26 protein-coding genes are annotated in these 26,244 nt (G+C 66.4%); 16 read left to right on the plus strand and 10 right to left on the minus strand.

Annotation, left to right across the window (positions count from 1 at the left end):
• Positions 1 to 77: 77 nt before the first annotated feature.
• Positions 78 to 758 (plus strand): hypothetical protein, encoded by a 681-nt coding sequence (locus ACGLHR_RS02915; RefSeq protein ID WP_400091746.1) that lies wholly within the window; start codon positions 78 to 80, stop codon positions 756 to 758.
• Positions 759 to 1,023: 265 nt separating this feature from the next.
• Here ACGLHR_RS02915 and ACGLHR_RS02920 read toward each other — a convergent pair whose 3' ends face one another.
• Positions 1,024 to 1,344, minus strand: a complete 321-nt coding sequence (locus ACGLHR_RS02920; protein ID WP_400091748.1) for a hypothetical protein — start codon at positions 1,342 to 1,344, stop codon at positions 1,024 to 1,026.
• A gap of 78 nt (positions 1,345 to 1,422) precedes the next feature.
• On the opposite strand from ACGLHR_RS02920, the gene ACGLHR_RS02925 reads away from it, so the two are divergent.
• From ACGLHR_RS02925 to arfB, 7 genes are all read left to right on the plus strand, one after another.
• Positions 1,423 to 2,277, plus strand: a complete 855-nt coding sequence (locus tag ACGLHR_RS02925; RefSeq protein ID WP_400091750.1) for a tyrosine-type recombinase/integrase — start codon at positions 1,423 to 1,425, stop codon at positions 2,275 to 2,277.
• Between the two features lie 346 nt (positions 2,278 to 2,623).
• A complete protein-coding gene (locus tag ACGLHR_RS02930; RefSeq protein ID WP_400091752.1) occupies positions 2,624 to 2,767 on the plus strand; it encodes a hypothetical protein in 144 nt (47 codons plus the stop codon).
• A gap of 11 nt (positions 2,768 to 2,778) precedes the next feature.
• On the plus strand, positions 2,779 to 3,144 hold the full coding sequence (locus ACGLHR_RS02935) for a hypothetical protein (protein WP_400091754.1): 366 nt from the start codon (positions 2,779 to 2,781) through the stop codon (positions 3,142 to 3,144).
• 247 nt (positions 3,145 to 3,391) lie between these two features.
• Positions 3,392 to 3,757 carry a hypothetical protein gene (locus tag ACGLHR_RS02940; RefSeq protein WP_318236630.1) on the plus strand — a complete coding sequence of 122 codons (366 nt, stop codon included), beginning with the start codon at positions 3,392 to 3,394 and terminating at the stop codon, positions 3,755 to 3,757.
• Positions 3,758 to 3,778: 21 nt separating this feature from the next.
• Positions 3,779 to 4,198, plus strand: coding sequence for a hypothetical protein (locus ACGLHR_RS02945; RefSeq protein WP_400091755.1), 420 nt, complete (start codon positions 3,779 to 3,781; stop codon positions 4,196 to 4,198).
• Positions 4,199 to 4,250: 52 nt separating this feature from the next.
• Complete coding sequence (locus ACGLHR_RS02950) at positions 4,251 to 4,688, plus strand: lytic transglycosylase domain-containing protein (RefSeq protein ID WP_400091787.1); 438 nt, start codon at positions 4,251 to 4,253, stop codon at positions 4,686 to 4,688.
• 54 nt (positions 4,689 to 4,742) lie between these two features.
• A complete protein-coding gene (gene arfB / locus ACGLHR_RS02955) occupies positions 4,743 to 5,147 on the plus strand; it encodes an alternative ribosome rescue aminoacyl-tRNA hydrolase ArfB (protein ID WP_174426883.1) in 405 nt (134 codons plus the stop codon).
• A 48-nt stretch (positions 5,148 to 5,195) separates the two neighbouring features.
• Here arfB and ACGLHR_RS02960 read toward each other — a convergent pair whose 3' ends face one another.
• Both ACGLHR_RS02960 and ACGLHR_RS02965 read right to left on the minus strand, forming a co-directional pair.
• Positions 5,196 to 6,572 (minus strand): sensor histidine kinase N-terminal domain-containing protein, encoded by a 1,377-nt coding sequence (locus ACGLHR_RS02960; RefSeq protein ID WP_400091756.1) that lies wholly within the window; start codon positions 6,570 to 6,572, stop codon positions 5,196 to 5,198.
• Positions 6,569 to 7,237: a response regulator gene (locus tag ACGLHR_RS02965; RefSeq protein ID WP_400091758.1), complete on the minus strand. Its 669-nt coding sequence runs from the start codon at positions 7,235 to 7,237 to the stop codon at positions 6,569 to 6,571. Before ACGLHR_RS02965 ends, ACGLHR_RS02960 begins: the two co-directional genes overlap by 4 nt.
• A 246-nt stretch (positions 7,238 to 7,483) precedes the next feature.
• On the opposite strand from ACGLHR_RS02965, the gene ACGLHR_RS02970 reads away from it, so the two are divergent.
• From ACGLHR_RS02970 to ACGLHR_RS02980, 3 genes are read left to right on the plus strand one after another with little or no spacing between them, the layout of a single operon-like run.
• Positions 7,484 to 8,491, plus strand: a complete 1,008-nt coding sequence (locus ACGLHR_RS02970) for an ABC transporter substrate-binding protein (RefSeq protein ID WP_400091759.1) — start codon at positions 7,484 to 7,486, stop codon at positions 8,489 to 8,491.
• A 58-nt stretch (positions 8,492 to 8,549) separates the two neighbouring features.
• The gene (locus ACGLHR_RS02975; RefSeq protein ID WP_400091760.1) at positions 8,550 to 9,347 is read left to right on the plus strand and encodes an ABC transporter ATP-binding protein; all 798 of its coding nucleotides are present in this window, start codon (positions 8,550 to 8,552) and stop codon (positions 9,345 to 9,347) included.
• 29 nt (positions 9,348 to 9,376) lie between these two features.
• The gene (locus tag ACGLHR_RS02980; protein ID WP_267604729.1) at positions 9,377 to 10,240 is read left to right on the plus strand and encodes an ABC transporter permease; all 864 of its coding nucleotides are present in this window, start codon (positions 9,377 to 9,379) and stop codon (positions 10,238 to 10,240) included.
• A 558-nt stretch (positions 10,241 to 10,798) separates the two neighbouring features.
• Here ACGLHR_RS02980 and ACGLHR_RS02985 read toward each other — a convergent pair.
• The 3 genes from ACGLHR_RS02985 to ACGLHR_RS02995 all read right to left on the minus strand — a co-directional run bounded on the left by ACGLHR_RS02985 (position 10,799) and on the right by ACGLHR_RS02995 (position 13,739).
• The gene (locus tag ACGLHR_RS02985; protein ID WP_400091762.1) at positions 10,799 to 11,923 is read right to left on the minus strand and encodes a porin; all 1,125 of its coding nucleotides are present in this window, start codon (positions 11,921 to 11,923) and stop codon (positions 10,799 to 10,801) included.
• Between the two features lie 178 nt (positions 11,924 to 12,101).
• Positions 12,102 to 13,022, minus strand: a complete 921-nt coding sequence (locus tag ACGLHR_RS02990) for an alpha/beta hydrolase (RefSeq protein ID WP_400091763.1) — start codon at positions 13,020 to 13,022, stop codon at positions 12,102 to 12,104.
• A gap of 45 nt (positions 13,023 to 13,067) precedes the next feature.
• Positions 13,068 to 13,739, minus strand: coding sequence for a TetR family transcriptional regulator (locus ACGLHR_RS02995; RefSeq protein WP_400091765.1), 672 nt, complete (start codon positions 13,737 to 13,739; stop codon positions 13,068 to 13,070).
• A gap of 297 nt (positions 13,740 to 14,036) precedes the next feature.
• On the opposite strand from ACGLHR_RS02995, the gene ACGLHR_RS03000 reads away from it, so the two are divergent.
• The 3 genes from ACGLHR_RS03000 to ACGLHR_RS03010 all read left to right on the plus strand — a co-directional run bounded on the left by ACGLHR_RS03000 (position 14,037) and on the right by ACGLHR_RS03010 (position 19,696).
• Complete coding sequence (locus ACGLHR_RS03000) at positions 14,037 to 17,279, plus strand: bifunctional cytochrome P450/NADPH--P450 reductase (protein ID WP_400091788.1); 3,243 nt, start codon at positions 14,037 to 14,039, stop codon at positions 17,277 to 17,279.
• A gap of 107 nt (positions 17,280 to 17,386) precedes the next feature.
• Positions 17,387 to 18,601, plus strand: a complete 1,215-nt coding sequence (locus tag ACGLHR_RS03005; RefSeq protein ID WP_400091766.1) for an MFS transporter — start codon at positions 17,387 to 17,389, stop codon at positions 18,599 to 18,601.
• Between the two features lie 69 nt (positions 18,602 to 18,670).
• A complete protein-coding gene (locus tag ACGLHR_RS03010; protein WP_400091767.1) occupies positions 18,671 to 19,696 on the plus strand; it encodes a GlxA family transcriptional regulator in 1,026 nt (341 codons plus the stop codon).
• 165 nt (positions 19,697 to 19,861) lie between these two features.
• Here the strand turns inward: ACGLHR_RS03010 and htpX are convergent, their stop codons facing one another.
• From htpX to ACGLHR_RS03030, 4 genes are all read right to left on the minus strand, one after another.
• Complete coding sequence (htpX, locus tag ACGLHR_RS03015) at positions 19,862 to 20,740, minus strand: protease HtpX (protein ID WP_400091768.1); 879 nt, start codon at positions 20,738 to 20,740, stop codon at positions 19,862 to 19,864.
• A 162-nt stretch (positions 20,741 to 20,902) separates the two neighbouring features.
• Positions 20,903 to 21,295 (minus strand): hypothetical protein, encoded by a 393-nt coding sequence (locus ACGLHR_RS03020; RefSeq protein ID WP_400091771.1) that lies wholly within the window; start codon positions 21,293 to 21,295, stop codon positions 20,903 to 20,905.
• A 113-nt stretch (positions 21,296 to 21,408) separates the two neighbouring features.
• Positions 21,409 to 23,127 carry an NAD(P)-binding protein gene (locus ACGLHR_RS03025; RefSeq protein WP_400091773.1) on the minus strand — a complete coding sequence of 573 codons (1,719 nt, stop codon included), beginning with the start codon at positions 23,125 to 23,127 and terminating at the stop codon, positions 21,409 to 21,411.
• A gap of 27 nt (positions 23,128 to 23,154) precedes the next feature.
• Positions 23,155 to 24,666, minus strand: coding sequence for a polyamine aminopropyltransferase (locus ACGLHR_RS03030; protein ID WP_400091774.1), 1,512 nt, complete (start codon positions 24,664 to 24,666; stop codon positions 23,155 to 23,157).
• 264 nt (positions 24,667 to 24,930) lie between these two features.
• On the opposite strand from ACGLHR_RS03030, the gene ACGLHR_RS03035 reads away from it, so the two are divergent.
• Both ACGLHR_RS03035 and ACGLHR_RS03040 read left to right on the plus strand, forming a co-directional pair.
• Entirely contained in the window at positions 24,931 to 25,317 is a 387-nt protein-coding gene (locus tag ACGLHR_RS03035; RefSeq protein ID WP_400091776.1) for a DUF350 domain-containing protein, read from the plus strand.
• 45 nt (positions 25,318 to 25,362) lie between these two features.
• Positions 25,363 to 26,244: SPFH domain-containing protein (locus tag ACGLHR_RS03040; protein ID WP_400091778.1), on the plus strand; the 882-nt coding region annotated here is incomplete at its 3' end.

Here is a 26,244-nt window from a genome sequence, read left to right on the forward strand (position 1 = left end):
GTTACGGGAAAAGTGTAACGGATATTGAATATCCGTTACTAGTAACGTAAAATAAAGTCTCAGTCAGGGAGATGAATATGCGTGACGTAACGGATAATCGTACTGCGGAGTTGCTGGCGGGTGTTCGACCTGGTCGTGGCCGTCCCCGCAAGGAAAATGCCCTGAGCAACGCGGAGCGTCAGGCAGCGTATCGTGCCAGGCGTAAGGCTTCCGTTACGGTAACGGAAAATGCCGGCGTGTTCCGTGGCGAGGTCATGCACCAGGACGTCGGTGGCCTGGAGGATGCGATGGCTGAGCTGCGGGCCGAGCTCGACGCGACCAAGGCCGAGCTGGCCGAAGCGCACGAGACCATCGATGAGTTGACAGGCTACGTGAATGCACGCGACCGGGAGAACGATCACCTGGTCGAAGTTCACGACGATCTCGTGAGAAGCCGCGTGGAATTGGCTTTGGCACACAAGCGTATCGAGCTGGCCGAGGACGAGCGCAACAAGGCATTTGCTGCCGTGGACAAGCTCCAGGACGAGCTGGCCGCGGCGAAGAAGGGTGTCGCAAAATCCGTAACGCGTAACGGAAATCCGGTGGACTTCGATTTCATGATTGACCTGGTGAATCGTGTGCGGAAGGCCCGGAGCTGGAAGGTACGTCACGCCATTGCAGATCTGCCCGGCTGGGAGGATTTCGCGTCGGATTGGCGGACTACTAGCGCTATGCGTAAGGCCTTGTGGAACGCGATGACCGGGGACGCTATGTTGTAACGCGCAAGGCGTAACGAAAAAGGGCGTCTAGCGTTAGGAGTGTCTGGGGGCTGGGCCAGGGTGGGGAGCGCGACTGGCCTTGATCTGTGCAGCGGGCTTGTCCGGCCCGGAGGGCACTCCCCAGGCCGAGTAGCGGGCTGTGCGATGCCGCATCCTGCGAAGCTGCCGCGCCTGATCCTCCCCCCTCCGTTTTGCAAGCTGCTTTTCTCCCGCCGAGCTGGTGCACCAGGTGCGTTGCTCTGAGAGCCAGGGCGTTCTTGCGGGCCTATTGTTTCAGCGGGTGCAGCGCGTTGTTCCTCCGAATCTCCCTTTCCAGTTGCTCCATCTCGGCTTGCGTGTCTTTACGGCGTGCCAGATTTTCTCGTCCCCAGGCTTCGAGCCTTTTCCTTTCGGCCGCTTCTCGTTGCTGTGGCGTCAGGATCGGCTTGATCCCGAAGTTCTCGCCATGCTCTTGGCCGGTGATGTCGGTGTAGCCAGCTGGACAAACGTCATTTAGGTACACGATCTTCGTGCCGCTTCTGCATTTGGTGGTACCGCAGGCAGATCCCGATGCGATCAGCAGAGCCAGGATGATGGTGAGCTTCATGTGATCCTCCCTTTTGGTCGCATTCTAGTGGGTTCTGTTTGGCTACAATCCGCTGAAAAACAGAAGGGCGCTGGGTCAATGATTTTTGAAGAGGCGGTTGGTATTTACCTGGCGGGCTCGAGTCATCGCAGCAAGCAGCGTGACCATTATTCCTTGCAGCGTTTGCTACCCCACTTCGGGGGTAGGCTGGTCACTGAGCTCCGGCGTGCTGACGTGCGCTCCTACATTGCGCTTAGGCAGGCAGAGGGTGTGAAGGGCTCGACCATTGGCCGGGAGCTGCGCTTCTTCTCAGCTGCTCTCAATTTTGTGCGTCTGGAACATGACAGGCCGGACATCGGCAATCCAGTCCAGCGTCTAGGGTTGGAGGTTTCCGAAGGCCGTGTGAGGTGGATTACGCAGGATCAGGCGAGCCGTTTGGTGGAGGCGTCGGAGATGTATGCGCGGCGGCCGCACTTGGCTTGCTTTATTCGGCTGGCCTTAAATACGGGGGCGCGGAAGAGCGAGTTATTGAAGTTGACCTGGTCGCGTGTGGATCGAGAGCGCCGGTTTTTCCTACTGGAGTCAGAGCACACGAAGTCCGCAAAGCGTCGGACCGTACCGTTGAATGATGCGGCGCTGGATGCGCTGTCTGTGCTTCGGGGATGGGGGCGGCTGAATGCGCCTGGTAATCCTTGGGTGTTCGGCCACGGCGGTGGGCGGCGGATTACGACGTTTCAGACTGGCTTTGAGGGGGCTTGCGAGAGGGCCGGGATCGATGACTATCGCATTCACGACATGCGGCACACTTGTGCGAGCTGGCTGGTCATGGCCGGTGTGCCGCTGATGGTGGTTAAAGACCTGCTAGGGCACTCGTCGGTGACAGTGACGGAACGTTACGCGCACCTTGCGCCAGACCAGATACAAAGCGCTGTGCAGCGTTTGCTACCGTTCTGAGGCGGCGGCCTAGAGTACTGCCCTCCGAAGGCAGGGGTTGCTGGTTCGATCCCAGCCGGGCGCACCAAAATTCCCAGTTGAATCAGTTACCGCTCAGCAGCAGTCAGATACCGCTCAGTCAGGCTCGATGTCCGCGTTGGCGTCATTCAGGACGTAGCCGCCGTCATTGATGTCGAAGACGTCACTTGGCAGCGGCCCGATGGCAATGGCGGTCGTACGCCAAATCACATGGCCTTGCGCAACGGCAGGCAAAACGCTCGCTCCAGCACACGGCGTTGCCGCCTCGCCAGCCTCCAGCACGTACCAGTTGCACCTATCGATCGATCCGCGTGTGGATCTTCCGCTGATGGTCCAGTACCGACATCGACCATCCGGCAGAGCCCGCGGGCCGGGTGATGAAGCTGTCCACGTCCTGGTCGGAGCGCCGGCGCAGGCGCAGCAGGCCTTCACGCCAGACTTCCAGCCGGTGTCGCTGCCGGCGCTGGCGTAGCTGACCTGGAAATGAAGAACACTGGGTTCTCCCCGGATATCGAACACCTGATCAAACTGCCGAAGATGCGCCCTCAGATGCGGCGGCTACCCACGTTTCGCTGCTCCCTGCTCGTGCTGTCGGGACACCAAGCGCGGTTCGCGACCGGCGTGCAGAACCAGATCACGAACAGGTCGGACTTCTTCCTCGGCTGGTTCGAACGTCACCTATGCGCACGTTGTGCCGTTGATACAGCCCAAACGCGCCTCGGCACATTCCGGGTAGCGGCGGGACCGCTGCGGGTGGTTTCCGGCGGCGCGGGCGGTGTGGCGCAAGGCGCATTTCGGAATTGCGCCGGGCGGCCTGTCGAGCACGTGGCTTGCGCGAATGTGCCATGACCGGCTCGTAGCCACGCCCGGGCGCTTTACGGCTGCCTGGCGGGAGGGACTGTCAATCAGCAAACAGAAGCGCTTTTCACCCTTAATTGCGCCTTTTCGCCCGGTCGGCCCAATGCGTAAATAGCCCGCATCAAACGCCTCGGGAAGCCATTCCATGTGCAATATCGCAGACAAAGCGCGCCGCGAACGGGCCTGCCGGGCACTTGCTCATTCGCGGCTGCCGGGCGCGTTGGCAAGGCGCCTGGCGATGGCGCTGGCGGGCGCGGCAGCGCTGATCGTGATGGCAGGTTGCGCCCAACTGCCTGCCTTCACGGCGGCGCAAGCACCGGCGCCGGAGAGCGCGATTGCGAGTTTTGTGATCCCGCCGGACGCGCTTGGCGCGCGCGATGCGCAACTCGCGGGCGTGCTCGCCAAGGCGGGGGCGCTGGCGGCCCGGCAGAAGCAGCCGGCCACCATCGTCGTCACCGCGCTTGGCCAGGATCTGCCCTACCTCAACCAGGCGATCTGGAAAGGCGTGCCGGCACAGCGAAGCGCCGCGGTCCACCTCGAGAACCTGACGGCCGGCGCAAGCCAGCCGTACAGCGTCACCATCAAGACGGCGCAATCGCAATAACGCAATAAGGAGCCGCAGCCGATGCACCGCCTCACCCTGTTTGCAGCCAGCCTGTCGCTGGCCATGCCGGCGCTTGCCACCGAGCCTGGCGCCGATGCCCGTCCTGTCTTGTCTGCACCCGCAGCCGCAGCCGCGCCTGCGGCGGACAAGGTCTACCCACCCCTGCCTTCGCTGGCCATGTTGCCGCCCGCGAGCGGCAATGACGAGCTCAGCGCGCCGCACGTGGGGCACACCGCCAGGGCCAGGATGAAAGCGCCGCCCGCGCAGGAACGCAAGAGCCTCGCGCCCGTAGTGCGGCTGGTGGTCTCCGACGCCTCGCGTGCGTACCTGGACAAGATCGCACATCAGCTTGACCAGGCCCTGCAGCAATCGTCCCCGCCCGGCCCGGTGGACGATCGTCGCCAGCGCCTGGCAAGCGAGGGCGTCAATCGTGTCCGCTAACGCGCAGAGGAAGCCAGCCGGCACGCGACCGCGCAGCGGGCATGCCGGCACGCTGGCCGGCTGCGTGCTGGCGTTGTCGCTGTTGCTGTTTCATGGCGCCGCCCGCGCGCAGGATTGCTTCGAGGAGGCGGGCACCTACCAGGGCGTCAATCCTTCGGTGTTGCGCGCCATCGCGTGGTTCGAATCGAAGGGGGATCCCGCCGCGGTGAACCGCAATGCGAACGGGTCGATCGACGTTGGGCAATTGCAGATCAACTCGGTGCATTTCAGCGACCTGGCACGCCAGGGCGTGCCGAGCCGCGCGCTGACCGATTCATGCGTCAACGTCTATGTCGCCGCCTGGCTGCTAAAGCAAAAGATGGTGAAGCATGGCAACACCTGGCGCGCCATCGGCGCCTACCACTCCGAATCGCCGAGCCAGCGCGACGCTTACGCGCGCAGCATCCAGCGAATCCTGGTGGCCTGGGGCGAGCTGCCGTCGGCCCGCTAGCACACGGCTAGCGTATGGGAGCAGGCCGCACCGGCCCTTGCTATCATGCGACCCATGCTGCCCGACATCACCATCCCCCACACCGAATACGAGATCACCGCGATCCGCGCGCAAGGCGCCGGCGGGCAGAACATCAACAAGGTGTCCAACGCCGTGCACCTGCGCTTCGACGTCCGTGCCTCCTCGCTGGAGGAAGGGCACAAGGCGCGGCTGTTGCAACTGCATGACCACCGCATCACGCGCGATGGCGTGGTGGTGATCAAGGCGCAGCAGCACCGCAGCCTGGAGATGAATCGGGAAGAGGCGGTGCAGCGCCTGCACGACCTGGTGCGCAGCGTGGCCACGCCGCCGCGCACGCGCCGTCCCACGCGGCCCACCTTCGGCTCGAAGATGCGGCGCCTCGAAGGCAAGAGCCAGCGCAGCCAGGTCAAGGCGCAGCGCGGCAAGGTGGTGGACTAAGGGCGACGCTTCAGTGCCGACATCGGTGTCCTGCACCGGCGCCGGCACTCAGGCGGCCAGGGGCAGGCGCACCGTCAGCGTGACGCCGCGCCCGCCGATGCCCGCGCTCAGGCTCACCTGGCCTTGCGCCGTCAGCACGATCTCCTTGACGATGGCAAGCCCCAGGCCGCTGCCTTCCTGGTTCGGCAGCGCGTTGCGATAGAAACGATCGAATACCTTGGGCCGCGCTTCGGCGGGAATGCCGGGGCCGTTGTCGCTCACCGCGAGGACGGCGCATTTCGCCTCGAGCGTCAGGGCCACGGTGACCTGGCCTTGCGCCGGCGTGTAGCGGATCGCGTTGTCGACCAGGTTGGATACCACGGCGGCCATCATCCATTCGTTGACGCCCACCCGCGCACTGCCGACCGCCAGCTCGGCGCCCAGGTCGATGCCCTTGCGCTGCGCCAGCACCACCATGTCTTCCAGCACGGCGGTCACCAGCGGCACCAGGTCCGCGCCTTGTTGCGCGGCACCGGCACTGCGCGCGGCTTCGGCCTGCGACAGCAACAGCAGCTTGTTGGCCAGGTTGGTCATGGCTTGCGTGCTGGTCTCCATCGAGCCGAGGATCTCGCGCAGCCTCGCCTCATCGTCCACCCGCGCGGCAAACTCCAGCTGCGCCCCCAGCACCGCGAGCGGGGTGCGGATCTGGTGCGCGGCATCGGCGATAAAGCGCTTTTGCTGGCGCACATATTCGTTCAGGCGCTGGATGCACTGGTTGATCGCCTCGACAATGGGCCGCAATTCCTGCGGCAGGTCGATTGCGCTCACCGGTACCAGATCCATCGGGTCGCGTCCCGCCACTTCGTCTTTCACGCGCAGCAGCGGGCTCAGTTCCACCGTGAGCCCGATCATCACCAGCCCCACTGCCAGCAGCAGCATCACCACCTCGCGCAGCAGCGCCGGCATGCGCAGGCTGCGGACCAGCTCGTGGTTGCCGATCAGCGTCTGCCCCACGGTGACGGTGACCTTGCGGGCCTCTCCGGAGTCGAACATCGTGCGGGTGGCTTGCACTACCCGCACCGGCTGAGACTGAAACTGCGAAGAGTAGAACACGGGGCTGGAGGCGCCCGCCATCGGCGGTTGCTCGAACCGCGGATTACCGGCCAGGATCCGGCCGCGATCGTCGACCACATTGTAGAAAACGTGGTCGCCATAGGGCGAGTCAAACAGAGACAGCGCCGACGGCGGCACCTGCACCGTGATGCGCCCGTCCGCCCACGCGATATGGCCCGCGATGACATCGGCCGAAGCCTGCAGCGCGCGGTCTTGCACACGGTTTGCGGTATCCGCCGCACTCAGGTAGGCGGCGTAGCTGCTGATGCCGACAAAGGCCGCCAGCGGCACCAGCAGCCATAGCAGCAACCGTACGCGCAGGCTGTGGATCATTGCTTTTGCTGCAGCAGGTAGCCCAGGCCGCGCAGCGTCATGATGGTGGCCTGGCAGCCCTCGAGTTTCTTGCGGATGCGGTGGATATAGATCTCGATGGCGTCCTCGCTGGCCTCCTCGTCGAGCGAGTACACGCCCGACATGAGGCTTGCCTTGGACACAGTCTTGCCCAGCCGCATCATCAGGATTTCCAGTGCGGTGTGCTCTTTCAGCCGCAACGAAAGCAGCTCCCCCGCGACGTAGAACTGCCGCGTGTCGGTGTTGTAGGTGAGGTCGCCGCAGGCCAGTTCGGCTTGCTTCTCTCCGGTCTGCCGCCGCGCCAGGGCTTTGATGCGCGCGACCAGTTCCCGCACTTCGAAAGGCTTGACGAGGTAGTCGTCGGCGCCCAGGCCGAGGCACTCCACCTTCTCGTCGACCGATGCGCTTGCGGTCACCACCAGCACCGGGACGTTGTTGCGGCGCGAGCGCAGCCGGCGCAACACGCTCTTGCCGGCCAGCCGCGGGATCTGCAGGTCGAGCAGCACCACGTCATAGCTCTGCGTCTGCAGCAACTGATCGGCGTACTCGCCGTCCAGCGCGGTATCGACCATGAAGCGCTCTTCCTTCAGCAGCCTCGCCAGCCAGTGGATGAGCGAAGCGTTGTCTTCGATCAGCAATACCTTCATGAACCGCTCTGGTGAGGACCTACTGTTACCGGGGTCTCCTTTTACCACTGCCCGCCCCGCCGCAGGACACCGCACCGTATCGGGATATTCCCTGAGATGCGGCGAAAGCTGCGTGAAGGTTTGCGCTGCCTAGAATGATTCGAACCCCGCGCTATGGCCTCGGCGAGCGCGGAGGCGTCCCATCACCAGAGCCCAATAATGGCCCGGCCACCAAGACCTGGCGCCAGCAAAACAAGGGAGACAAAGATGAATGCATACAGGAAGGGCGCGCTCGCAGTTGCCTTTGCAGCACTTGCGGTCGCGCACACGGCGCAGGCGGCCGATGGCAAGCTTTCGATCATGGTGGGCGGCGCGACCAAGATCATCTACCTGCCGGCCAGGCTGACCGAGCAGCTGGGCTACTTCAAGGAAGAGGGGCTGGACGTCGAGATCCTCTCGCAACCGGCCGGGGTCGACGCCGAAAACGAACTGCTGGCCGGCGCGGTGCAGGGCGTGGTGGGCTTCTACGATCACACCATTGACCTGCAAAGCAAGGGCAAGGAAGTGGAGGCCGTGGTGGTGTTCGGCAAGGTGCCGGGCGAGGTGGAGATGGTGGCCACGCGCGCGGCCGGCCAGATCAAGAGCATGGCCGACGTGAAAGGCAAGACGCTTGGTGTGACCGGCCTGGGCTCGTCGACCAACTTCCTGACGCAGTACCTGGCCTTCAAGGCGGGCGTGGCGCCCAGCCAGTACACGGTACTGCCGGTCGGTGCCGACAACAGTTTCATGGCGGCGATACGCCAGAGCCGCATCGATGCCGGCATGACCACCGAGCCCACCATCTCGCAATTGCTCAAGACCGGCGAGGCGCAGGTGCTGGTCGACATGCGCACGGCCGAGGGCACCACCCAGGCGCTGGGCGGGCTCTACCCGGCCTCCAGCCTCTATATGCAGCGCGCCTGGGTGGAGGGGCACAAGGAGCAGGTGCAGAAGCTGGCGCGTGCCTTCGTCAAGACCATGCGCTTTATCAAGACCCACAGCGCCGAGGAGATCGCGCAGAAGATGCCCAAGGACTACTACGGCAGTAACCGCGAGCTCTACGTCAAGGCCCTGGGCGCCTCGCTGCCCATGTTCACGGACGACGGCAGGATGCCCGCCGGCGGCCCAGAAACGGTGCTCAAGGTGCTCGCCTCGTTCGATCCGACTGTCAAGGGCAAGCACATCGAACTGGGCCGCACGTTTACCAACGAGTTCGTCGACCGCGCCGCCAAGTAAGGCGCCAGGCGAACAACCGGTCCGCGCCGCCGGCGCGCGCGGACTGCAAGGAACCCTCATGACCAATACCGTACCGCAAGACGTGCCGGCCATCGAATTCGAGCGTGTCTCCTGCCGCTTTATCGCGCCCGATGGCACTGCCACCGTGGCCCTGCGCGACTTCTCCATGCGCGTGGGCAAGGGCGAGTTCGTCGCCATCGTCGGACCGACGGGATGCGGCAAATCGACCACGCTGAGCCTGATCACCGGCTTGCTCAAGCCGAGCACCGGCGAGGTGCGGCTGATGGGCAACCGCGTGACCGGCATCGATCCTCGCATCGGCTTCGTGTTCCAGGCCGACGCGGTCTTCCCGTGGCGCTCGGTGCTGCACAACGTGGCGGCGGGGCCGCTGTTCCGCGGCGCCGGCCGCGACCAGGCCTATGGCCTTGCCGAACAATGGGTGCGCAAGGTCGGGCTGGCCAAGTTCAGCAACCACTACCCGCATCAGTTGTCGGGCGGCATGCGCAAGCGCGTGGCGCTGGCGCAGACCTTCATCAACAACCCGCAGATCCTGCTGATGGACGAGCCATTCAGCGCGCTGGACATGCAGACCCGCACGCTGATGCAGGACGAGTTGCTGCAGCTCTGGTCGCAGAACGCCGGCTCGGTGGTGTTCGTCACGCACGACCTGGAAGAAGCCATCGCCATGGCCGACCGGGTCTTCGTGCTGACCGCGCGTCCGGCCACCCTCAAGCGTGTTTACGAGATCGACCTGCCGCGCCCGCGCGTGACTTCGGAGATCCGCTACGAAAAGCACTTTGTCGAACTGTCGCGCGAAATCTGGGCCGATCTGCGCGAGGAAGTCCACATCGACTGATGCGGCACCGCCAACCGTAGCCAATGCCAATGCCAATACCAATGAATATGGAAGCAAACACGGCCCTTGCCGACGAACTCGACACCTTTGAACGGGAAGCGCGGCTAGCCATGCGCCGGCGCCGCCAACTGATCATCACCCTGCGCATCGCCTTGCTGGTGGTGGCGCTGGGCGGCTGGGAGCTGGCGGGCCGGCTGCACTGGATCGACCCGTTCTTCTTCTCCATGCCCTCGCTGATTGCAGAGCAGATCTACGACTGGTTCGTCAACGGTACCTCGCAGGGCCCGCTGCTGGAGCAGGTGGCGGTCACGCTTGAAGAGACCGGGCTGGGCTTCCTGATCGGCTCGGTCGCCGGCGTGATCTGCGGCATCGTGCTCGGGCGCAACAAGCTGCTGGCCGATGTGTTCAGCATCTACATCCAGATTGCCAACTCCATCCCGCGCGTGGTGCTGGGCTCGATCTTCGTGATCGCGCTGGGCCTGGGCATGGCCTCCAAGGTGGCGCTGGCGGTGGTGATGGTGTTCTTCGTGGTGTTCGGCAATGCCTTCCAGGGCGTGCGCGAGGCCGACCGCTACCTGATCGCCAATGCGCAGATCCTCGGCGCCTCCAAACGGCAACTGACTTTTGCCGTGGTGGTGCCGTCGGCATTGAGCTGGATCCTGGCCAGCCTGCACGTCAGCTTTGGCTTCGCGCTGGTCGGTGCCGTGGTGGGCGAGTTCCTGGGCTCCAAGCAGGGCATTGGCCTGCTGATTGCCACCGCGCAGGGCGCCTTCAATGCCAGCGGCGTGTTCGCCGCCATGATCGTGCTGGCCGTGGTAGCGCTCGCCGCGGATTTCCTGCTGACCACGCTGGAAAACCGCCTGCTCAAATGGAAGCCGGGCAACCTGGCCTGAGCTTTGTTTCGCGGCGCGCCGCAATAGCGCTACGCACGCGCCGGGACGCTATCTCCCTTGCCCACGCCGACTCTCCGTCGGCGCGGGCCTTTTTGCTTGGTTCGCCGGACTTCCTGCGAGCGCCCGCCCTCTCCCCCGGCCCCACAAGTGGGAGAGGGGAGCAGACCAGTGGCAAAGAACGAAGCCGACGGATGGGCCAACACCGCCCGCCATGACGACGGCCGTCGCTCCCTCTCCCCTCAGGGGCAGAGGGTTGGGGACCGGTGGCATTGAACGGAGCCGACGGATGGGCCAACACCACACGCCATGACGACGGCTGTCGCTCCCTCTCCCCTCAGGGGGAGGGGGCTGGGGAGAGGGGTGGCTTAGCTAGGGGCCACTTGAAGCGAAGCCCGTGGTGTTTTCCAGCACGCGGGCATAACCAACAAGTGGGCGACGGCAGCAAACCTGAAGCACGGAACGAAGCCGCCAGAACGAAAAAAACCCGGCTTGTGGCCGGGACAAGGAAAGTTCGGAGCCAGGCCCGCGCCGCGAGGCACGGGACCGATGCAAATGGGATCAGAAGCGCGTGCGCATACCCACGGCGAACTCGCTCTGGTGCGCGAAGCCGTTCGACTGCGCGGCGTGATAGCCGTGCTGCAGGAACATGTAGTCGGCTGCCAGGTAGACCTCGGTGCGCTTCGAGAAGTGGTAGAAGATCGAGCCGTACACCGTGTTCTTGCGGCCGCTGTCGGTTGCGGTCGAACTAGCGGTGTTGCCGTAAGCGTTGATCGTGAAGCCATCGGCATTCAGGGCGGCGTGGCCGGCCTTCATCATCTGGTAGCCGATCTCATAGTCGAAGGCGCCTGCCGGGTCGACCTTGAGCGACACGGTGTAGGCGTCGTCCTTGCGCTGGCCCAGCGCGCCCTGTTCCGCGGTGTAGTGGAAATAGCCTGCGCTGGCGCGCACGATGCCCCACACATAGTTGCCGCCAGCCGAATAGGTACGGTTGCGCTGGCCATTCACGTTGGCCTGCGTGAAGAAGCTCGAGACGTGGAAATTGCCGCCGTTGTAGCCCAGGGTGACGGTTTCCGTGGTGTTGCGCGACGGCGCGCCCGGCACTTCGCCGAATTGATACGCCGCGCCGGCGGTCAGGCCGTTGTCGAACAGCTTCTTCCACACCACGCCATTGTCCATGCGGGTGCCGGTGGCGCTGCCTGCGTAGAACACCAGCTGCTTGAAGTTGTTGTTGTTGGTGTAGCCGCCTTCTTCCGTGGTGATGGCCGCCGGGCCGTAGGGATCGCCGTAGAGGCCGGAGGCCATCGGGTCGCGTCCGAGCGCATTCTGGCGGCCGAAGGTCAGCTTGCCGAAGACATCGCTGTTGATGCCGACCCAGGCGTCACGGTTGAACAGCACGCCGGGGGTGTCCATCGCGCCGTTGTAGCTCTGGAACTCGCTCTCCAGCTTGAAGATCACCTTGGTGCCAAAGCCAATGTCTTCCGCGCCGGTCAGGCCCCAGCGGTTGCCGCTGAACCAGGCGGGCTGGTGGTAGCCGGTGAGGCGATCGCCTTTTGCATTGGCGTTGCTGATGGTGCTGATGGTGGTGTCGATGAGGCCGTAGAGCGTCACGTTCGATTGTGCGTTGGCGTGGCCGGCAAAGGCCGCGCCGATCGCCAGCGCGAGGGCTGTGGTTTTGGTTTTCAAGTTGATCTCCTCGGGGCTCGCTAGTCTTGTCGATGATTCAGGCTGCTCGCGGGCCGGACGCGTGTCACGGCCATGAGCCAGCCCCTGCATCGTAGGCATGGCAAGCCTTCATCCAGCTTTCCCGCCGTTGCGCGGCTGGCTCAGGGAAAATACCGAGGAAACCAGACAAGGCAGGCGTTCAGCCGCTTGTCACCCGCGTGGCAAACGCAGCCGCATCGGCCAGCGCGCGGCGCGCTTCCGGCAGGAAAGGATGGTAGAGCTGCCACACGTGCGGCACCCCGCGCCAGATATGCAGCTCGGCGTCGCCGCCCGCCGCCTTGGCGCGTTCCACCAGCCGGCGCGAATCGTCGAGCAGCACTTCCTTGTCGCTGGCCTGCACATAGAGCGGCGGCAGCGCGGCCAGCGCTTCCGGGGCCGCGTAGAGCGGCGATGCCAGCGGCTCCGTGGCAACGGTGTCGCCCAGGTACAGGCGCGCGACGCGGGAGATCGAGTCGCCGTGGAACATGACGTCGTGGCGATCGTTGCTGCGCAAGGTTTCACCCGTGGCCGCCAGGTCGGTCCACGGCGAGAACAGCAGCGCGCCGGCGGGCAGGGCCATGTGGCGCGCTTGTAACGCGAGCAGCGTGGCCAGCGCCAGCCCGCCGCCGGCGGAGTCGCCCGCAATGACGATATGGCCTGGCGAGATGCCGAGCGCGAGCAGCGCGGCGTAGGCGTCGACCGCATCGTCCAGCGCGGCGGGGAAAGGGTGCTCGGGCGCCAGCCGGTAATCCAGCGAGAACGCGGGCATACCGGCCTTGCGTGCCAGTGCCAGCGTGAGCGGGCGATGCGTCTGGGGCGTGCAGAAGTAGTAGCCGCCGCCGTGCAGGTAGAAGATCGTGGGAGCATCCGCCGTTGCGTTGCCGTTTTCGCGCCGCGTCCATTCTCCCGGCAGCGCGGGATCCTCGGAGCGCTCGATGCGCCAGCCCGCGGGCACGCGCGCGTTCTGCCCGAACTGGGCCATCGCGCGGCGGGTGCCGGCCACGTCGATGTGCTCGGGTGGTGCGCCGCGCTTCAGGCGCTTTCTCAGTCCATAAGACAGCAACAGGTTCTGCAGGCTCATTGGTCTCCTCGCTTGGTGGTCAGGACTGGGTGTGGCTTGCCGCGCTCAGTGCGGCCGGCGCTCCGTCGGCTTGCGCTTGCGCGCAGGTGCGGGTACGGGCGCCGGTTGATCCTGCGCCCGCTGTTGTTCGGCTGCGCCGCGCAGCAGCCAGCTGATCAGCTGTTTGGATTGCTGGATGCGCAGGCGGCGTCCCTTGGCGTTATCTTCGAGGTAGTCCGTCGACAGGTGGAACAGGTAGGACACCACGTAGCCACAGAGGTCGTCGATGATGGGGCGCGACAGCCCCGGGCAGAGCTCCAGCCGTTCGATGTCTTCCGCCATCTCGCCGGCGATATCCGCCAGCACCTGGCGCACGGCTTCGCGCAGCGCGGGCTGCGGGCCGGTGCTGCCGCACACGCCGACAAAGAAGGCGTCCGGATGGGCATCGGCGTAAGCGAAGAAGGCGTCGCAGGCGCGGGTGGCGACCTCGCCGGGGTTGTCCTGCGCCACGGCCCAGCGCACCGCGCGCAGCATGGGCCGCAACTCGTTGCCGACCTCGGCCACGGCGGTCAGCGCCAGGTCTTCCATGTCGCGGAAGTGGCGATAGAAGGTGTTTGGGTTCAGCCCCGCCTCGCGCGCCAGCTCCCGCAGGCCGAGGCCGGCGAAGCTGCGCCTGGCTGCGGCCAGGCGCAGCGCTGCGTCGATCAGTTTGCGTTTGCCGCCGGCAACGTCTTCCATGGTGTCAGGCACAAAGTTGAGGCCGGGATACGCCGGCGTGAGTGAATCCGGTTTGGAATTGACACTCGGTCTACATTCGTCTACTTTGCTGCAAAAGTAGACGGTTGTCTACGTCGGCTTGCAGGGGATAGCCATGCAAGCCGGCAGAAAACAGAAAAACGAACAAGAGACACAAGGCAGCCCCTGAGCCCCTTGGCCCAACCCAGGCGTTTCGCCCGCCGACTACCATCTGGTGACCTGAATATGCAGCGCGTCTCCACTCCCGCCTCCGCCGCTCCGGCCGCAACCGCCGCAACCATGCCGGCTGCGCAGCCCGCACGCAAGCTCGAACCGATCCCGCGCGACCCGGGCTGGCCACTGGTCGGCAACCTGCTGCAGGTCACGCCGGGCAAGGTCGGGCAGCATCTGCTGGCGCGCAGCCGCGCCTTCGATGGCATCTTCGAGCTCGATTTCGCCGGGCGCCGCGTGGCGTTCGTGAGCGACGCCGCGCTGGTGGGCGAGCTGTCGGATGGGCAGCACTTTCGCAAGATCGTCGGGCCGCCGCTGTCGTACCTGCGCGACCTGGCCGGCGACGGCCTGTTCACCGCGCACGCCGAGGAAGAGAACTGGGGCCGCGCCCACCGCATCCTGATGCCCGCTTTCAGCCAGCGCGCCATGAAGGGCTACTTCGATGTGATGCTGCGCGTGGCAGACCGCCTAGTCGACAAGTGGGACCGCCAGGGCGCCGACACCGACATCCCGATCGCCGACGACATGACCCGGCTCACGCTGGACACCATCGCGCTGTCGGGCTTCGGCTATGACTTCGACTCGTTCTCGCGCGAGCAGCTGCATCCCTTTATCGACGCGATGGTCGGCGCGCTCGAGGAAGCCATGGGCAAGCTCACGCGCTTTGCGCTGCAGGACAAGTTCATGCACAAGGCGCACCGCAAGTTCGCCGACGATATCCAGTACATGCGCGAACTGGTAGACGACGTGGTGCGGCAGCGCCGCGCCGCGGCTGGGAAGGACGCCGGACAGCCGCCCGCGCACGACCTGCTCAACCTGATGCTGGAGGCGCGCGACCCCGACACCGACCAGCGCCTGGACGACGTCAATATCCGCAACCAGGTCATCACCTTCCTGATCGCGGGGCACGAGACCACCAGCGGCTTGCTGACCTTCGCGCTGTATGAGCTGCTGCGCCATCCCGGCGTCCTGGCGCAAGCCTATGCCGAGGTGGACGCGGTGCTGCCGGGCGACGCGCCGCCGGTCTATGCCGACCTGGCGAAGCTGCAGGTGATCGACCGCGTGCTCAAGGAAACGCTGCGCCTGTGGCCCACGGCGCCTGCCTTTGCAGTGGCGCCGTTCGAGGACACGGTGATCGGCGGGCGCTACCTGATCGCCAAGGATCGCCGCGTCTCGGTGGTGCTCACCGCGCTGCACCGCGACCCGAAAGTGTGGGCCGATCCGGAGACCTTCGACATCGACCGCTTCCTGCCCGAGAACGAGGCCAGGATCCATCCCCACGCCTACAAGCCGTTCGGCAATGGCGAGCGCGCCTGCATCGGCCGCCAGTTCGCGCTGACCGAAGCCAAGCTCGCGCTGGCCCTGATGCTGCGCAACTTCCAGTTCAGCGACACGCACGATTACCAGTTCCGCATCAAGGAAACGCTGACCCTGAAGCCGGATGCGTTCACGCTGCGCGCGCGCCGCCGCCGCGCGCATGAGCGCATCGTCGCTGCGGCTGCGGCCGATGCTGCCAGTGTGCAATCGCAACCCCCGGCGGTGCGCGGCAATGGCCAGCCCCTCGCCGTGCTGTGCGGCTCCAGCCTGGGCACCGCGCGCGAGCTGGCCGAGCAGATCCACGCCGGCGCGCTGGCGGCCGGCTTTGCCGCCACGCTGCGCGATCTTGACGAAGCGGTGGGGGCGTTGCCCACCGACGGGCTCGCCGTGATCGTGGCGGCCACCTACAACGGGCGCGCACCCGATTCAGCGCGGCGTTTCGAAGCCATGCTCGACGGCAGCAATGCCGCTGGCTATCGCGCCGAAAGCCTGCGCTTTGCGCTGCTCGGCTGCGGCAATTCGCAATGGGCCACGTACCAGGCATTTCCCAAGCGCCTGCATGAATTTTTCAGCGGGGCTGGCGCGGTGCCTTTGCTCGCGCGCGGCGAGGCGGATGGCAATGGCGACTTCGACCAGGCCGCGGAGTCGTGGCTCGCCGCGCTGTGGCAATCGCTGCAGGCGCTGCGCGTGGAGCAGGGCGCCGCACCCGATGCGGCGGGCGCCAGCCAGATCGAGGTGCGGCTGCGCGATATCGCCACCATCCGCGCCAGCACGCTGCCGCCGTCGACGCAAGCCTTCACCGTGCTGGCCAACACGGAGCTGGTCAACGATCCGGCGGGCCTGTGGGACTTCGCGCTGGAAGCGCCGCGCACCTCCACGCGCGACATCCAGTTGCGCCTGCCGGAGGGTGCCAGCTACGCGACCGGCGATCATCTTGCGGTGTATCCGCAGAACCTTCCCGCCACCGTGCGGGACCTGTGCGAGCGGCTCGATCTCGATCCCGATGCCATGGTGACGTTGTCGGCCGCGCTTGCATCCGCCGCGCGCGGCCTGCCGCTGGGCGAGGCACTGCCTGTGCGCGAGCTGCTGACGCATTTCATCGAGCTGCAAGATGTGGTGTCGCGCCAGACGCTGCGCACGCTGCTGCAATACACGCGCTGCCCGTTCACGCGCGCGGCGCTGGAGCGGCTCGGCTCGGACCACGCGCAAGACGGCTACGCGGCGCGCGTGGCATCGCAGCGGCTGGGGCTGGTGGATGTGCTGGTGAGCCACCCAGCCATTGAGCTCACGCTGCCGGGCCTGCTGGCCTGCACGGTGCCGATGCGCCCGCGCTTCTATTCCATCGCTTCATCGCCTGCGGTCACACCCGACGTGGCGACGATCACGGTCGGCACCGTGTGGTCGCCGGCGCTCTCTGGGCGCGGCATGTTCCGTGGCGTGGCATCCACCTGGCTTCAAGGGCTCGCGCCGGGCGCGGTGGTGGCGGCGGTGATCCGCACGCCCAACCCGGCCTTCGCGCCCGATCCCGATCCGGCGCGGCCGATGATCCTGGTCGGGCCCGGCACGGGCATCGCGCCGTTCCGCGGCTTCCTGGAAGAGCGCGCGGCGCAGAAGGCAGCCGGCCAGGCGGTAGCCGCCAGCCAGTTCTATTACGGCTGCCGCCATCCGGAGCACGACTGGCTCTACCGCGCTGATGTGGCGCGCTGGCAGGCCGAGGGCGTGGTGCAGGCGCATTCGGCTTACTCCACTACCGCTGCCCCCGACCAGCGCTATGTGCAGCATCTGCTTTGGCGCGATCGCGAAGCAGTGTGGACGCTGCTGCAGGACGGCGCCACGCTCTATGTGTGCGGCGACGGGCGGCAGATGGCGCCGGCGGTGCGGCGCACGCTGATCGAGATCGCGGCGCAGCAGGGCGGCATGAGCGAGGCAGCAGCTTCCGACTGGCTGGCGGGCATGGTGGCGCAGGGGCATTACCGCCAGGACGTGTTCAACTAGCCCAACCAGGAGCCGGTTGGCAGGATTCTGCGGATCAATGTCAGCCGCCATGGTCCCGCTTTTCGTACGCTCGGTGTCATCCCCGCCTCTTCTCACCGGAGCGCCCGATGGCACGTCCCGCGATGTCCCAAGCCCGGGTCCTGGCAATCTGCCAGGCCCTGTTCACCTCGGCCCTGTCGGTCGACCTGACCCTGACCGGGCTGGTCGGGTACACGCTCGCGCCCGACAAGGCGCTGGCCACGCTGCCGTTTGCGCTGATCACGGTGGCGTCGGCGCTCACCGCCATCGCGGCCGCCTTCCTGATCGAACGGCTGGGGCGCCGCATCGCCTTTTCCCTCGGCGGGCTGGCGTGCTGCGCGGGCGGGCTGGTGTCGGTGTGGGCCATCGCTCACCATGACTTCGCGGCGTTCTGCGTCGGCACGGCGCTGGTCGGCATGTTCCAGGCGTTCGCGCGTTTCTACCGGTTGGCCGCCGCGGACGCCGCCGCGCCTGTGGATAAGCCGCGCGCCATTTCCACCGTGCTCACCGGCGGCGTGGTGGCCGCCGTGTGCGGGCCGGCCATTGCCGCGTGGAGCAGCGACCTGATGGTGGCACAGCCCTTCGCCGGATCGTATGCAGTGGTCGCGCTGTTCGGGATGGCCACGGTCTTGCTGCTGGCGATTGGCTATCGGGAGCCGCAACCACACGCAGCTGCCACCTCGGCCGATCACGGCGCCGCCGCGCTGCCGGCGCGCCCGCTCGCCGAGATCGCGCGCCAGCCGGTGTTCCTGGCGGCGTTCGCCAACAACGGCATCGGCAACGCGGTGATGATGTTCGTGATGACCGCCACGCCGATCGCCGCGGTGGCGTGCAGCCATACGATCACGCAAGGCGCGCAGATCATCGAGTGGCACCTGGTGGGCATGTACGCGCCGTCGTTTTTCTCGGGCTGGCTGCTGCAGCGCTTTGGGCGCGGGCCGATGCTGATGTGCGGCATCGCGCTCGCTGCGATGGGTTCGCTCGTGGCCCTCGCATCGACCGCGCTGCCGGCCTTCTATGTCGCCTTGCTGTGCCTGGGCGTCGGCTGGAATTTCATGTTTGTCGGCGGCACCACGTTGCTCACGCAGAGCTACCGGCCCGCCGAGCGCGCGCGTACCCAGGCGCTGGCCGAATTCTCCGCCGCCGCGCTGACCGCGCTGGCCACGCTCGCGGCCGGGCAGGTGCTGTACCGCTACGGCTGGCAGGCGGTCAACCTCGCCGTGCTGCCCGCACTGGCGGTGGCACTGCTGGTCACGCTGGGCTGGCAGCGCAGCACACCGTGCGCGGCGGTGCTGGCCGGATAAGCGCCGGCGCCGGTATGATCGGCGGCAACCGCACTCGCGCACTCATATTCTCGCCCTGAGTCACCGTCCATGCCTGCCAGCCATCCCTTGCCGAATGATCCGCCGCGCATCGTCGTACTCGTCGCGCCGGACCCCGCGCAGGAGCTCGACGTGACCGGGCCCAGCGCGGTTTTCGGCCATGCCAACCGGCTCCCCGGCACGACCTCGCCCGCCTACGACATCCGCGTCGCCAGCGTGCGCGACGATGGCCTGGTGTGCACCGAAAGCGGCATCCGGCTGCTGGCCGACGCACCGTACCACCGCATCGGCGACATGCTGCCCGGGCCCATCGATACCTTGCTGATTGCCGGTGGCTCGGGCCACGCCGCGGCCGCCGATGATGCGCGCCTGATCGGCTGGATCCGCGAGCAGGCGCCTCACGTGCGCCGCCTTGGCGCGGTCTGCACCGGCGCGTTCGTGCTGGCGCGCACCGGGTTGCTGGACAGCCATCGCGCCACCACGCACTGGCGCCACGCTGCGCGGCTGGCCGAGCGCCATCCGCGGGTCCAGGTGGATCCGGACCCGATCTGGATCCGCGCGGGCGACCTGTACACCTCGGCCGGCGTTACCGCGGGCATGGACCTGGCGCTGGCTTTGGTGGAGGACGATCTCGGCCATGCCGCCTCGCTCGCCGTGGCGCGCGAACTGGTGCTGTTCCTGCGCCGCCCCGGCAGCCAGGCCCAGTTCTCCACGCTGCTGCAGGCGCAGAGCGCGCAAAGCCCCGAGTTGCGTGAATTGCAGGCCTGGATGGCGGAGCACCTGGCGCGCGACCTCTCGGTGCAGGTGCTGGCCGAGCGCGTAGCGATGAGCCCGCGCAACTTCGCGCGCGTGTTCGCGCGGCAGGTCGGCGAGACGCCGGCGCGCTACGTAGAGCGGCTACGGGTGGAAGCGGTGCGCAGGATGCTGGAGGAAGACGGGCGACGCCTGGATGGCATCGCCCGCGCGACGGGATTTGCCAATGCCGATGTAATGCGGCAGGCGTTCCAGCGTCATGTGCAGACCACGCCTGAGCGGTACCGGGCAGCGTTCCGGGTGAGGCCTGAGGCGCGGGAATAGCGAGCGCAAGCCGAAGCCGAACGAACAGGCCAAAACCATCGGACATGACGACGGCTGTCTCTCCCTCTCCCCTCAGGGGGAGAGGGCCGGGGAGAGGGGTGGCTTAGCAAGGAGCCACTTGAAGCGGAGCCCTCAGTTTTCTTCGATCCACAAAGTGTCCCGCGCTCAGCCCCGGGCTTGCAGTGCGGCAATGCGCTGCTCGATCGGCGGGTGGCTGGAGAACAGCGACAGCCACGACTTGCCACCGGCGATGCCCATCGCCTGCATATTCTGCGGCAGGCCATCGGGTTCCATCCCGCCCAGGCGGCGCAGCGCTGCCACCATCGGCGTGGGGCTGCCCATCAGCTTGGCCGCGCCGGCATCTGCACGGTATTCGCGATGGCGCGAGAAGGTGGCCACGATGATGCTGGCCAGGATGCCGAACACGATCTCGCATACCACCACCGTGATCATGTAGCCGATGCCGGGGCCGCTCGATTCTTCATCGTTCTTGCGCAGCATCGAATCCACGAAGTAGCCCACGATCCGCGCCAGGAAGATCACGAAGGTGTTGACCACCCCCTGGATCAGCGTGAGCGTGACCATGTCGCCATTGGCGATGTGGGCGACTTCGTGCGCGAGCACGGCCTCCACTTCGTCGTGCGACATGGTCTGCAGCAGGCCGGTGGATACGGCAACCAGCGAGCTCTTCTTGGTGGCGCCGGTGGCAAACGCATTGGCTTCGCCTTCATAGATGGCCACTTCGGGCATCGGCAGGCCAGCGCGGTCGGCCAGCTTCTGCACGGTCTGCACCAGCCAGACTTCGGTGCCGTTGCTGGGCTGGGCGATGACCTGCGCGCCGGTCGACCACTTGGCAATGGTCTTGGACATCAGCAGCGAGATAAAGGAACCACCGAAGCCCATCAGCGCGGCAAATGCCAGCAGCATGCCGAGGTTCAGGCCATTGCCGGTGAGGAAGCGGTTCACGCCCAGCAAGCTGGCGGTGAAGCTGAGGACAAGCATGACGGCGAGGTTGGTCGCCAGGAAGAGCAGGACGCGTTTCATGTTTTATGTGAGGAAGTGATCAATGCAATGGTGAAAACGGGGGCGCGCATCGCGAGCACGCGCAGCGCCATGCCAGGCGCGCCGCGTGCAGGAGACTAACGACAAGAAAACCGGGAACAAACAACGAGGGCGCGCAAGGCCAGCCTCGCGCGCGGGGGAAACTCAGGCGCTGGGAGGGCGCTGCTGAAGCGGGAGGTCGGGGTCCGGCATGGCGCCCGCGCGGTGCGTGGGCGCGCTGCTGCGGGCAAGCCCCGCGGCAAAGCGCAGGGGCGAGGCCGGCAACAGGGATTCGGCGAGGTCGGCGCCGGGCTGCGACGGATCCTTGGCGTCGCCGGCGTCAACGGGGCCGGGCGCTGCGCTGGCATCGACGGCGGCAGCATGAGCCGCTTCGTCCGCCGTGGCGCAAGCGGCTTCGTCTTGTGCCGCCTGCGCCAACGCGCTGCACGAATCCGCCTGCACCGCGTTGCCCACTGCGCACGTGCGCGCGCCTGCCCAGCTTTGGAAGGGCATGACGGCGAGCATCAGGAGCAGCAGCAGGAAGCGGATTGCGCGCACAAAAAATTGGGGTTGGGATCGCGTGTCAGGGAGGTTCGACACGAAATCGAGCAAAGAATTCTACAGGATGCCGCGCTGCGGCATGTTGTGGCGAAGGCACCACTTGGAAGCCCTCAGCCGAGGATCTTCCGCGCGGCATGCGTACCCCACCACGCCGCTTCCTCGAACACCGACACGCCGGACAGGTCCGCATGGGCAAACAGGATGCGCCCATCGGCCGCGCGCAGGGCCGCGGCACCGGCGTTGCCCAAGAAGCCCGTGCGCGGCGAGGCCATGGCGTGCCCGCGCACCGTGATCTCCACCGCGTCGGCGTGGCGCCAGAAGGCGCGCCCGTAGACCGTGCGCAGATCGGTGGTGGCGTAGTCCAGCAGCTCGGCGGCGCTGGCCTCGGCCAGCCAGCGGCGGGTGCCGGTGAGCGAGCGCGGCGCGGCGCCAGGGCTGGCCGCAGCGTCCAGCGGGCAGTACGCGGTAAAGACCGTGGCCGCTGGCTTTGCCTGCCGGATCAGTTGATGGGTACTCACCACATAACCCAGCCCGCGTCCGCCATGCACCACGTTATCCCAGGCCAGCGGCACGCCCGGCGCTTCCGGCGGGAAGCCCTGCAGGCGGAAGCTGGACACCAGCCAGGACGCGGTGGGCGGCAGGTGGCGCCCCGGGTCGAAGCCGAACTCGCGCAGCGGCGCCACGCGGGCAGCCACATGCAGGGGCATGGCGCAGATCACGCGGCGCGCGCGGATGCGGTAGAGGCGCGGCGGCTGGGCACCAACGCCGTCCGGCCACCAGGCGCACAGGACCGACACCCCACGGCCTTGCTCCTGCACTTGCAGCGCCATGCCGGGGCGGCGCCAGGGCTGGGCGGCAGGTTTGGCGCCGAGGTACGCATCGATCCGCGCCGAGAGCCGCGTCACCAGCGCATGCAATCCATCCGGCCAGGTCAGCACGGCGCCGTCGGCGGCATCGCTGGCATGGCCCGCGCGGCTGGCGAAGTAGTACAGGCCGGCCCAGGCCGAGATCAGGTCGTGCCCCGCGCCGTAGTCGTCGCGGCAGCAGTAGTCCACATAGGTGTGCAGGGTGGGCGCGGTAAAACCTTCGGCCAGCATCCATTGGCGCATGCTTTGCCGGTCCAGCACGGTCCAGGCCGGATCCTGCGAGGCCAGCGCCAGCGGGATGGCAAAGGCCTTGCGGCCGTCGCTGCCGCGCGCGCTCTTGAGTTGCTCGACGCGCGCGAGGAAGCGCGCGTGCTGCTTCGCTTCTTCGTCCGGTGCGGCGTCGCTGGGCAGCAGGCCGTCGTGCCACTTGCCGTCGAAGAACAGGCGCTCATCCGGCGCATGCACCAGCGCGCGCTCGTCGAACTCGGGCCGCGCGGCGAACGGGTCGCGCTGGATCACGCCGGTGTCGGCCAGCATTTCGCGGATATGCGTGGATTCGGGCGAGGGCAGCGGCAGGTAGTGCGCGCCGCGCGGGAAGGCAAGGTCGCCGCCGAAACTTCCGGCCGCCGCATTGCCACCAAACTCCGGGCCGTCCACCAGCAGGAAATCCTTCAGCCCGCCGCGCGCCAGCTGCCACGCAGCGCTGAGCCCGGCCACGCCACCGCCGAGGATGGCAACGTCGGTCACGATCTCGTCCTGCGGCGATACGCCCGACGGCCAGCTGGCGGCATCGCGCAGCGCGTGGCCCTCGGCCATGCCGGGGCGCAGCACCACGGGCGTGGGCTCGCGCAGGCCGACGCCAGCCAGGAAGCGACTGGCATCGTCGCCCAGCCGGTCGCAGCCTGACAACAGGCTCAGACCGGCCGTGCCCGCGCTGGCGATCAGGAAGCGGCGGCGATCCATGCCGGCTCCCTTTGCGGGCAAAGCAGATCAGCGAATGACATTGCGCCAGTCCTGCTCGAAATCAAACACCAGCGACTGCTCGTTGAGCCGGTTCGCGCGCGCCTCGCGCGGCGCCATGTCGGCGGGGAAGCGGAACATCAGCGCGGTGCTGTCGGCATCGAGGAACTTGAGCGGCACGGTGTAGCGCGTGGGCGGCGTGTAGTCGTCACGCTTGGCCGCAAGGATAAAGCCCCATTCGCCGAAGGACGGCACGTAGGCGTGGTAGGGCCAGGTATGCAGGCCCGCCTCGCGCAGCGTGGCGTCAATATCCCAGAACGAGCGCGGCGCAAAGTACGGCGAGGTGGACTGCACCACCGCATAGCCCTTCTCGGCGAGATGGTGCGACATCAGCTTGTACATCGGCACCGAGTACAGCTTGCCCAGGCCGAAGTTGGACGGGTCGGGCAGGTCGACGATGATGGCGTCGAACATCTCGTTGTGCTGCTCCATCCATTGCGCGGCGTCGGCATTGACCACCTGCACGCGCGCGTCCTGGAGCGAGCCCTGGTTCAGTGCCACCAGCGGCTCGCTGCGCGAGAACAGCGTGGTCATGGCAGGGTCGAGGTCGACCAGCGTGACGTGCTCGATGTTCTTGTGCTTCAGGATCTCGCGCACGGCCAGCCCGTCGCCGCCGCCGATCACCAGCACGCGGCGCGCCCACGGCAGCGCCTGCAGCATCGGATGCACCAGCGCCTCGTGGTAGCGGTGTTCGTCGCGCGAGGAGAACTGCAGGTTGCCGTTGATATACAGGCGCATGTCATCCTTCCAGCGCGTGATCACCAGGCGCTGGTACGGCGTGCTCTCGCTATGGATGATCTCGTCGCCGAACATGCCGCGCTCGGCCCAGTGGGTCAAGCGCCCGGAAGCCAAGAAGCCGCCCGCCAGCAGCACCAGCACCAGGGAGGCGCGCAGCATGCGCGACATCACTGGCTTGAGCTCATCGCGGAAGATATGGATGGTGACGAGCGCCACGCCGGCGTTCAGCATGCCGAACAGAAAGCCGGTGCGCGACAGCCCCAGGCGCGGCGCCAGCACCAGCGGGAACACCAGCGATACCGCCAGCGCGCCAAGGTAGTCGAAGGTCAGCACGCGGCTGACCAGTTCGCTGAAGGCGGTGCGACGCGTGTTGAGCACGCGCATGACCAGCGGGATCTCCATGCCCACCAGCACGCCGAGCACGAACACCATGGCGTAGAGCGCGGTGCGAAAGGGCGCAGACAGCCAGGCGAACACCACGAACAGCAGCGCCGCCGAGATGCCGCCGAGCAGGCCGATCAGGATCTCGATATCGATGAAGCGGGCCAGCACGTCCTCGTCCTTCACATAGCGCGACAGCCACGAGCCCACGCCCATGGCGAACAGGTAGCAGCCGATGATGGAGGAGAACTGGAGGATGGAGTCGCCCAGCAGGTAGCTGGACAGGGCGCCGGCGATCAGCTCGTAGCCGAGCCCGCAGGACGCCACGATCAACACCGAAAGAACAAGGGTACGGTCGCGCATCGGGGGTAGGGGATCGGGGATCGGATAACAAGCCGGGCAGGGCAGGCGTGACGCTCAGGCGGGCCGCCGCGCGATGCGCAGCACGCCTGGCAAACCGGAAAAGCGCAGGACAAAACGCTGAAAAAAGTTGTGATGAACCGAAATGGACAACGGATATACTTGGGCGCTAACTGCCAACAATGCTGATATTGCCAATATGGCTTCACCGCTTACTGTTGCCGCAGCCCGGAACACCGTCGTAGAACCAGCCGGAGAACAACCAAGATGCAAGCCATCTACGCCTACGTGCTGCACCTGCTGGCCGGCCTTGCCTTGCTGGCAGTGTTCGTCGGAGTCTACACCAGGATCACGCCCTTTCGCGAGTTTGCGCTGATCCGCCAGGGCAACCTCGCGGCGGCGCTTTCGCTGTCGGGGGCGATGATCGGATTTTGCTTTACGCTGTCGTCCAGCATCCAGCACAACGACACCTTCCTTATGTTCCTGGTGTGGTCGGTGGGTGCGATGCTGGTGCAGGCGCTGGCCTATGCGGGCCTGGCGCGCGCGCTGCCCGACATGGACGCAGCGATCGAATCGAACAATATCGGCATGGGCGGCCTGATGGGCGCCATCTCGGTGACGGTGGGCGCGATCAACGCCGCCTGTCTGTCCTGATTGGACTGAACATGCTGGAACAACGCTGAGAACCTGGGGATTGCCATGAGCATCGGATCGTTCATCAAGAAGCAGTTTATCGACATCCTCCAATGGACGGAGGACACCGACGGCGTGCTGGCCTGGCGCTATCCGATGGAGGATATGGAAATCCAGTACGGCGGCAGCCTGACGGTGCGCGAGTCGCAGATGGCGGTGTTCGTCAACGAAGGCAAGATCGCCGACGTGTTCGGGCCCGGCATGCACAAGCTCACCACGCAGACGCTGCCGGTGCTGACCTACCTGAAGAACTGGGACAAGCTGTTCGAGTCGCCCTTCAAGTCGGACGTGTACTTCTTCAGCACGCGCCTGCAGATCGGCCGCAAGTGGGGCACCGCCCAGCCGATTACCATCCGCGACGCCGATTTCGGCATGGTGCGGCTGCGCGCCTTCGGCCTGTACTCGTACAAGGTGGCAGACGCCGCCAGGTTCTATACCGAGATCAGCGGCACGCGCGCCGAGTACACCCGCGACGAGGTGGAAGAGCAGTTGCGCAACCTGCTGATCGCCACCATGACCGCCACGCTGGGCGGCGCCTCGGTGCCTTTCCTGGACATGGCCGCCAACCAGGCGCTGATGTCGCAGACCATCCGCGACAAGCTGGTGCCCGAGTTCGAGCGCCATGGCGTGGCGCTGGACAATTTCGCGGTGACCAATGTGTCGCTGCCGGAAGAACTGCAAAAGGCCATCGACACTCGCATCTCCATGGGCATGATGGGCGATATGGCGAAGTTCACGCAGTACCAGGTCGCCACCTCGATCCCGCTGGCCGCGCAGAACGAGGGCGGCGTGGCCGGACTTGGCGCCAGCCTGGCGGCCGGCGCGGTGATGGGCCAGGCGATGGCGGGCGGGCTGGGCGCCGCCGCGGGCGTCCAGCCTGCCGCACCC

Source organism: Cupriavidus sp. CuC1, from assembly GCF_044627735.1.
In the GTDB taxonomy this organism is placed as follows: domain Bacteria; phylum Pseudomonadota; class Gammaproteobacteria; order Burkholderiales; family Burkholderiaceae; genus Cupriavidus; species Cupriavidus ulmosensis.

Coding starts and splice junctions, on each gene's coding strand:
- ACGLHR_RS02930 (WP_400091752.1), top strand. CDS start 2,624: ATGGTCCAGTACCGACATCGACCATCCGGCAGAGCCCGCGGGCCGGGT.
- ACGLHR_RS03005 (WP_400091766.1), top strand. CDS start 17,387: ATGGCACGTCCCGCGATGTCCCAAGCCCGGGTCCTGGCAATCTGCCAG.
- htpX (WP_400091768.1), bottom strand. CDS start 20,740: ATGAAACGCGTCCTGCTCTTCCTGGCGACCAACCTCGCCGTCATGCTT.
- ACGLHR_RS02935 (WP_400091754.1), top strand. CDS start 2,779: ATGAAGAACACTGGGTTCTCCCCGGATATCGAACACCTGATCAAACTG.
- ACGLHR_RS02975 (WP_400091760.1), top strand. CDS start 8,550: ATGACCAATACCGTACCGCAAGACGTGCCGGCCATCGAATTCGAGCGT.
- ACGLHR_RS02925 (WP_400091750.1), top strand. CDS start 1,423: ATGATTTTTGAAGAGGCGGTTGGTATTTACCTGGCGGGCTCGAGTCAT.
- ACGLHR_RS02945 (WP_400091755.1), top strand. CDS start 3,779: ATGCACCGCCTCACCCTGTTTGCAGCCAGCCTGTCGCTGGCCATGCCG.
- ACGLHR_RS03000 (WP_400091788.1), top strand. CDS start 14,037: ATGCCGGCTGCGCAGCCCGCACGCAAGCTCGAACCGATCCCGCGCGAC.
- ACGLHR_RS02990 (WP_400091763.1), bottom strand. CDS start 13,022: ATGAGCCTGCAGAACCTGTTGCTGTCTTATGGACTGAGAAAGCGCCTG.
- ACGLHR_RS02920 (WP_400091748.1), bottom strand. CDS start 1,344: ATGAAGCTCACCATCATCCTGGCTCTGCTGATCGCATCGGGATCTGCC.
- ACGLHR_RS02980 (WP_267604729.1), top strand. CDS start 9,377: ATGCCAATACCAATGAATATGGAAGCAAACACGGCCCTTGCCGACGAA.
- ACGLHR_RS02940 (WP_318236630.1), top strand. CDS start 3,392: ATGGCGCTGGCGGGCGCGGCAGCGCTGATCGTGATGGCAGGTTGCGCC.
- ACGLHR_RS02960 (WP_400091756.1), bottom strand. CDS start 6,572: ATGATCCACAGCCTGCGCGTACGGTTGCTGCTATGGCTGCTGGTGCCG.
- ACGLHR_RS02915 (WP_400091746.1), top strand. CDS start 78: ATGCGTGACGTAACGGATAATCGTACTGCGGAGTTGCTGGCGGGTGTT.
- ACGLHR_RS03030 (WP_400091774.1), bottom strand. CDS start 24,666: ATGCGCGACCGTACCCTTGTTCTTTCGGTGTTGATCGTGGCGTCCTGC.
- ACGLHR_RS03025 (WP_400091773.1), bottom strand. CDS start 23,127: ATGGATCGCCGCCGCTTCCTGATCGCCAGCGCGGGCACGGCCGGTCTG.
- ACGLHR_RS02965 (WP_400091758.1), bottom strand. CDS start 7,237: ATGAAGGTATTGCTGATCGAAGACAACGCTTCGCTCATCCACTGGCTG.
- ACGLHR_RS02970 (WP_400091759.1), top strand. CDS start 7,484: ATGAATGCATACAGGAAGGGCGCGCTCGCAGTTGCCTTTGCAGCACTT.
- ACGLHR_RS03010 (WP_400091767.1), top strand. CDS start 18,671: ATGCCTGCCAGCCATCCCTTGCCGAATGATCCGCCGCGCATCGTCGTA.
- ACGLHR_RS02995 (WP_400091765.1), bottom strand. CDS start 13,739: ATGGAAGACGTTGCCGGCGGCAAACGCAAACTGATCGACGCAGCGCTG.
- ACGLHR_RS03035 (WP_400091776.1), top strand. CDS start 24,931: ATGCAAGCCATCTACGCCTACGTGCTGCACCTGCTGGCCGGCCTTGCC.
- arfB (WP_174426883.1), top strand. CDS start 4,743: ATGCTGCCCGACATCACCATCCCCCACACCGAATACGAGATCACCGCG.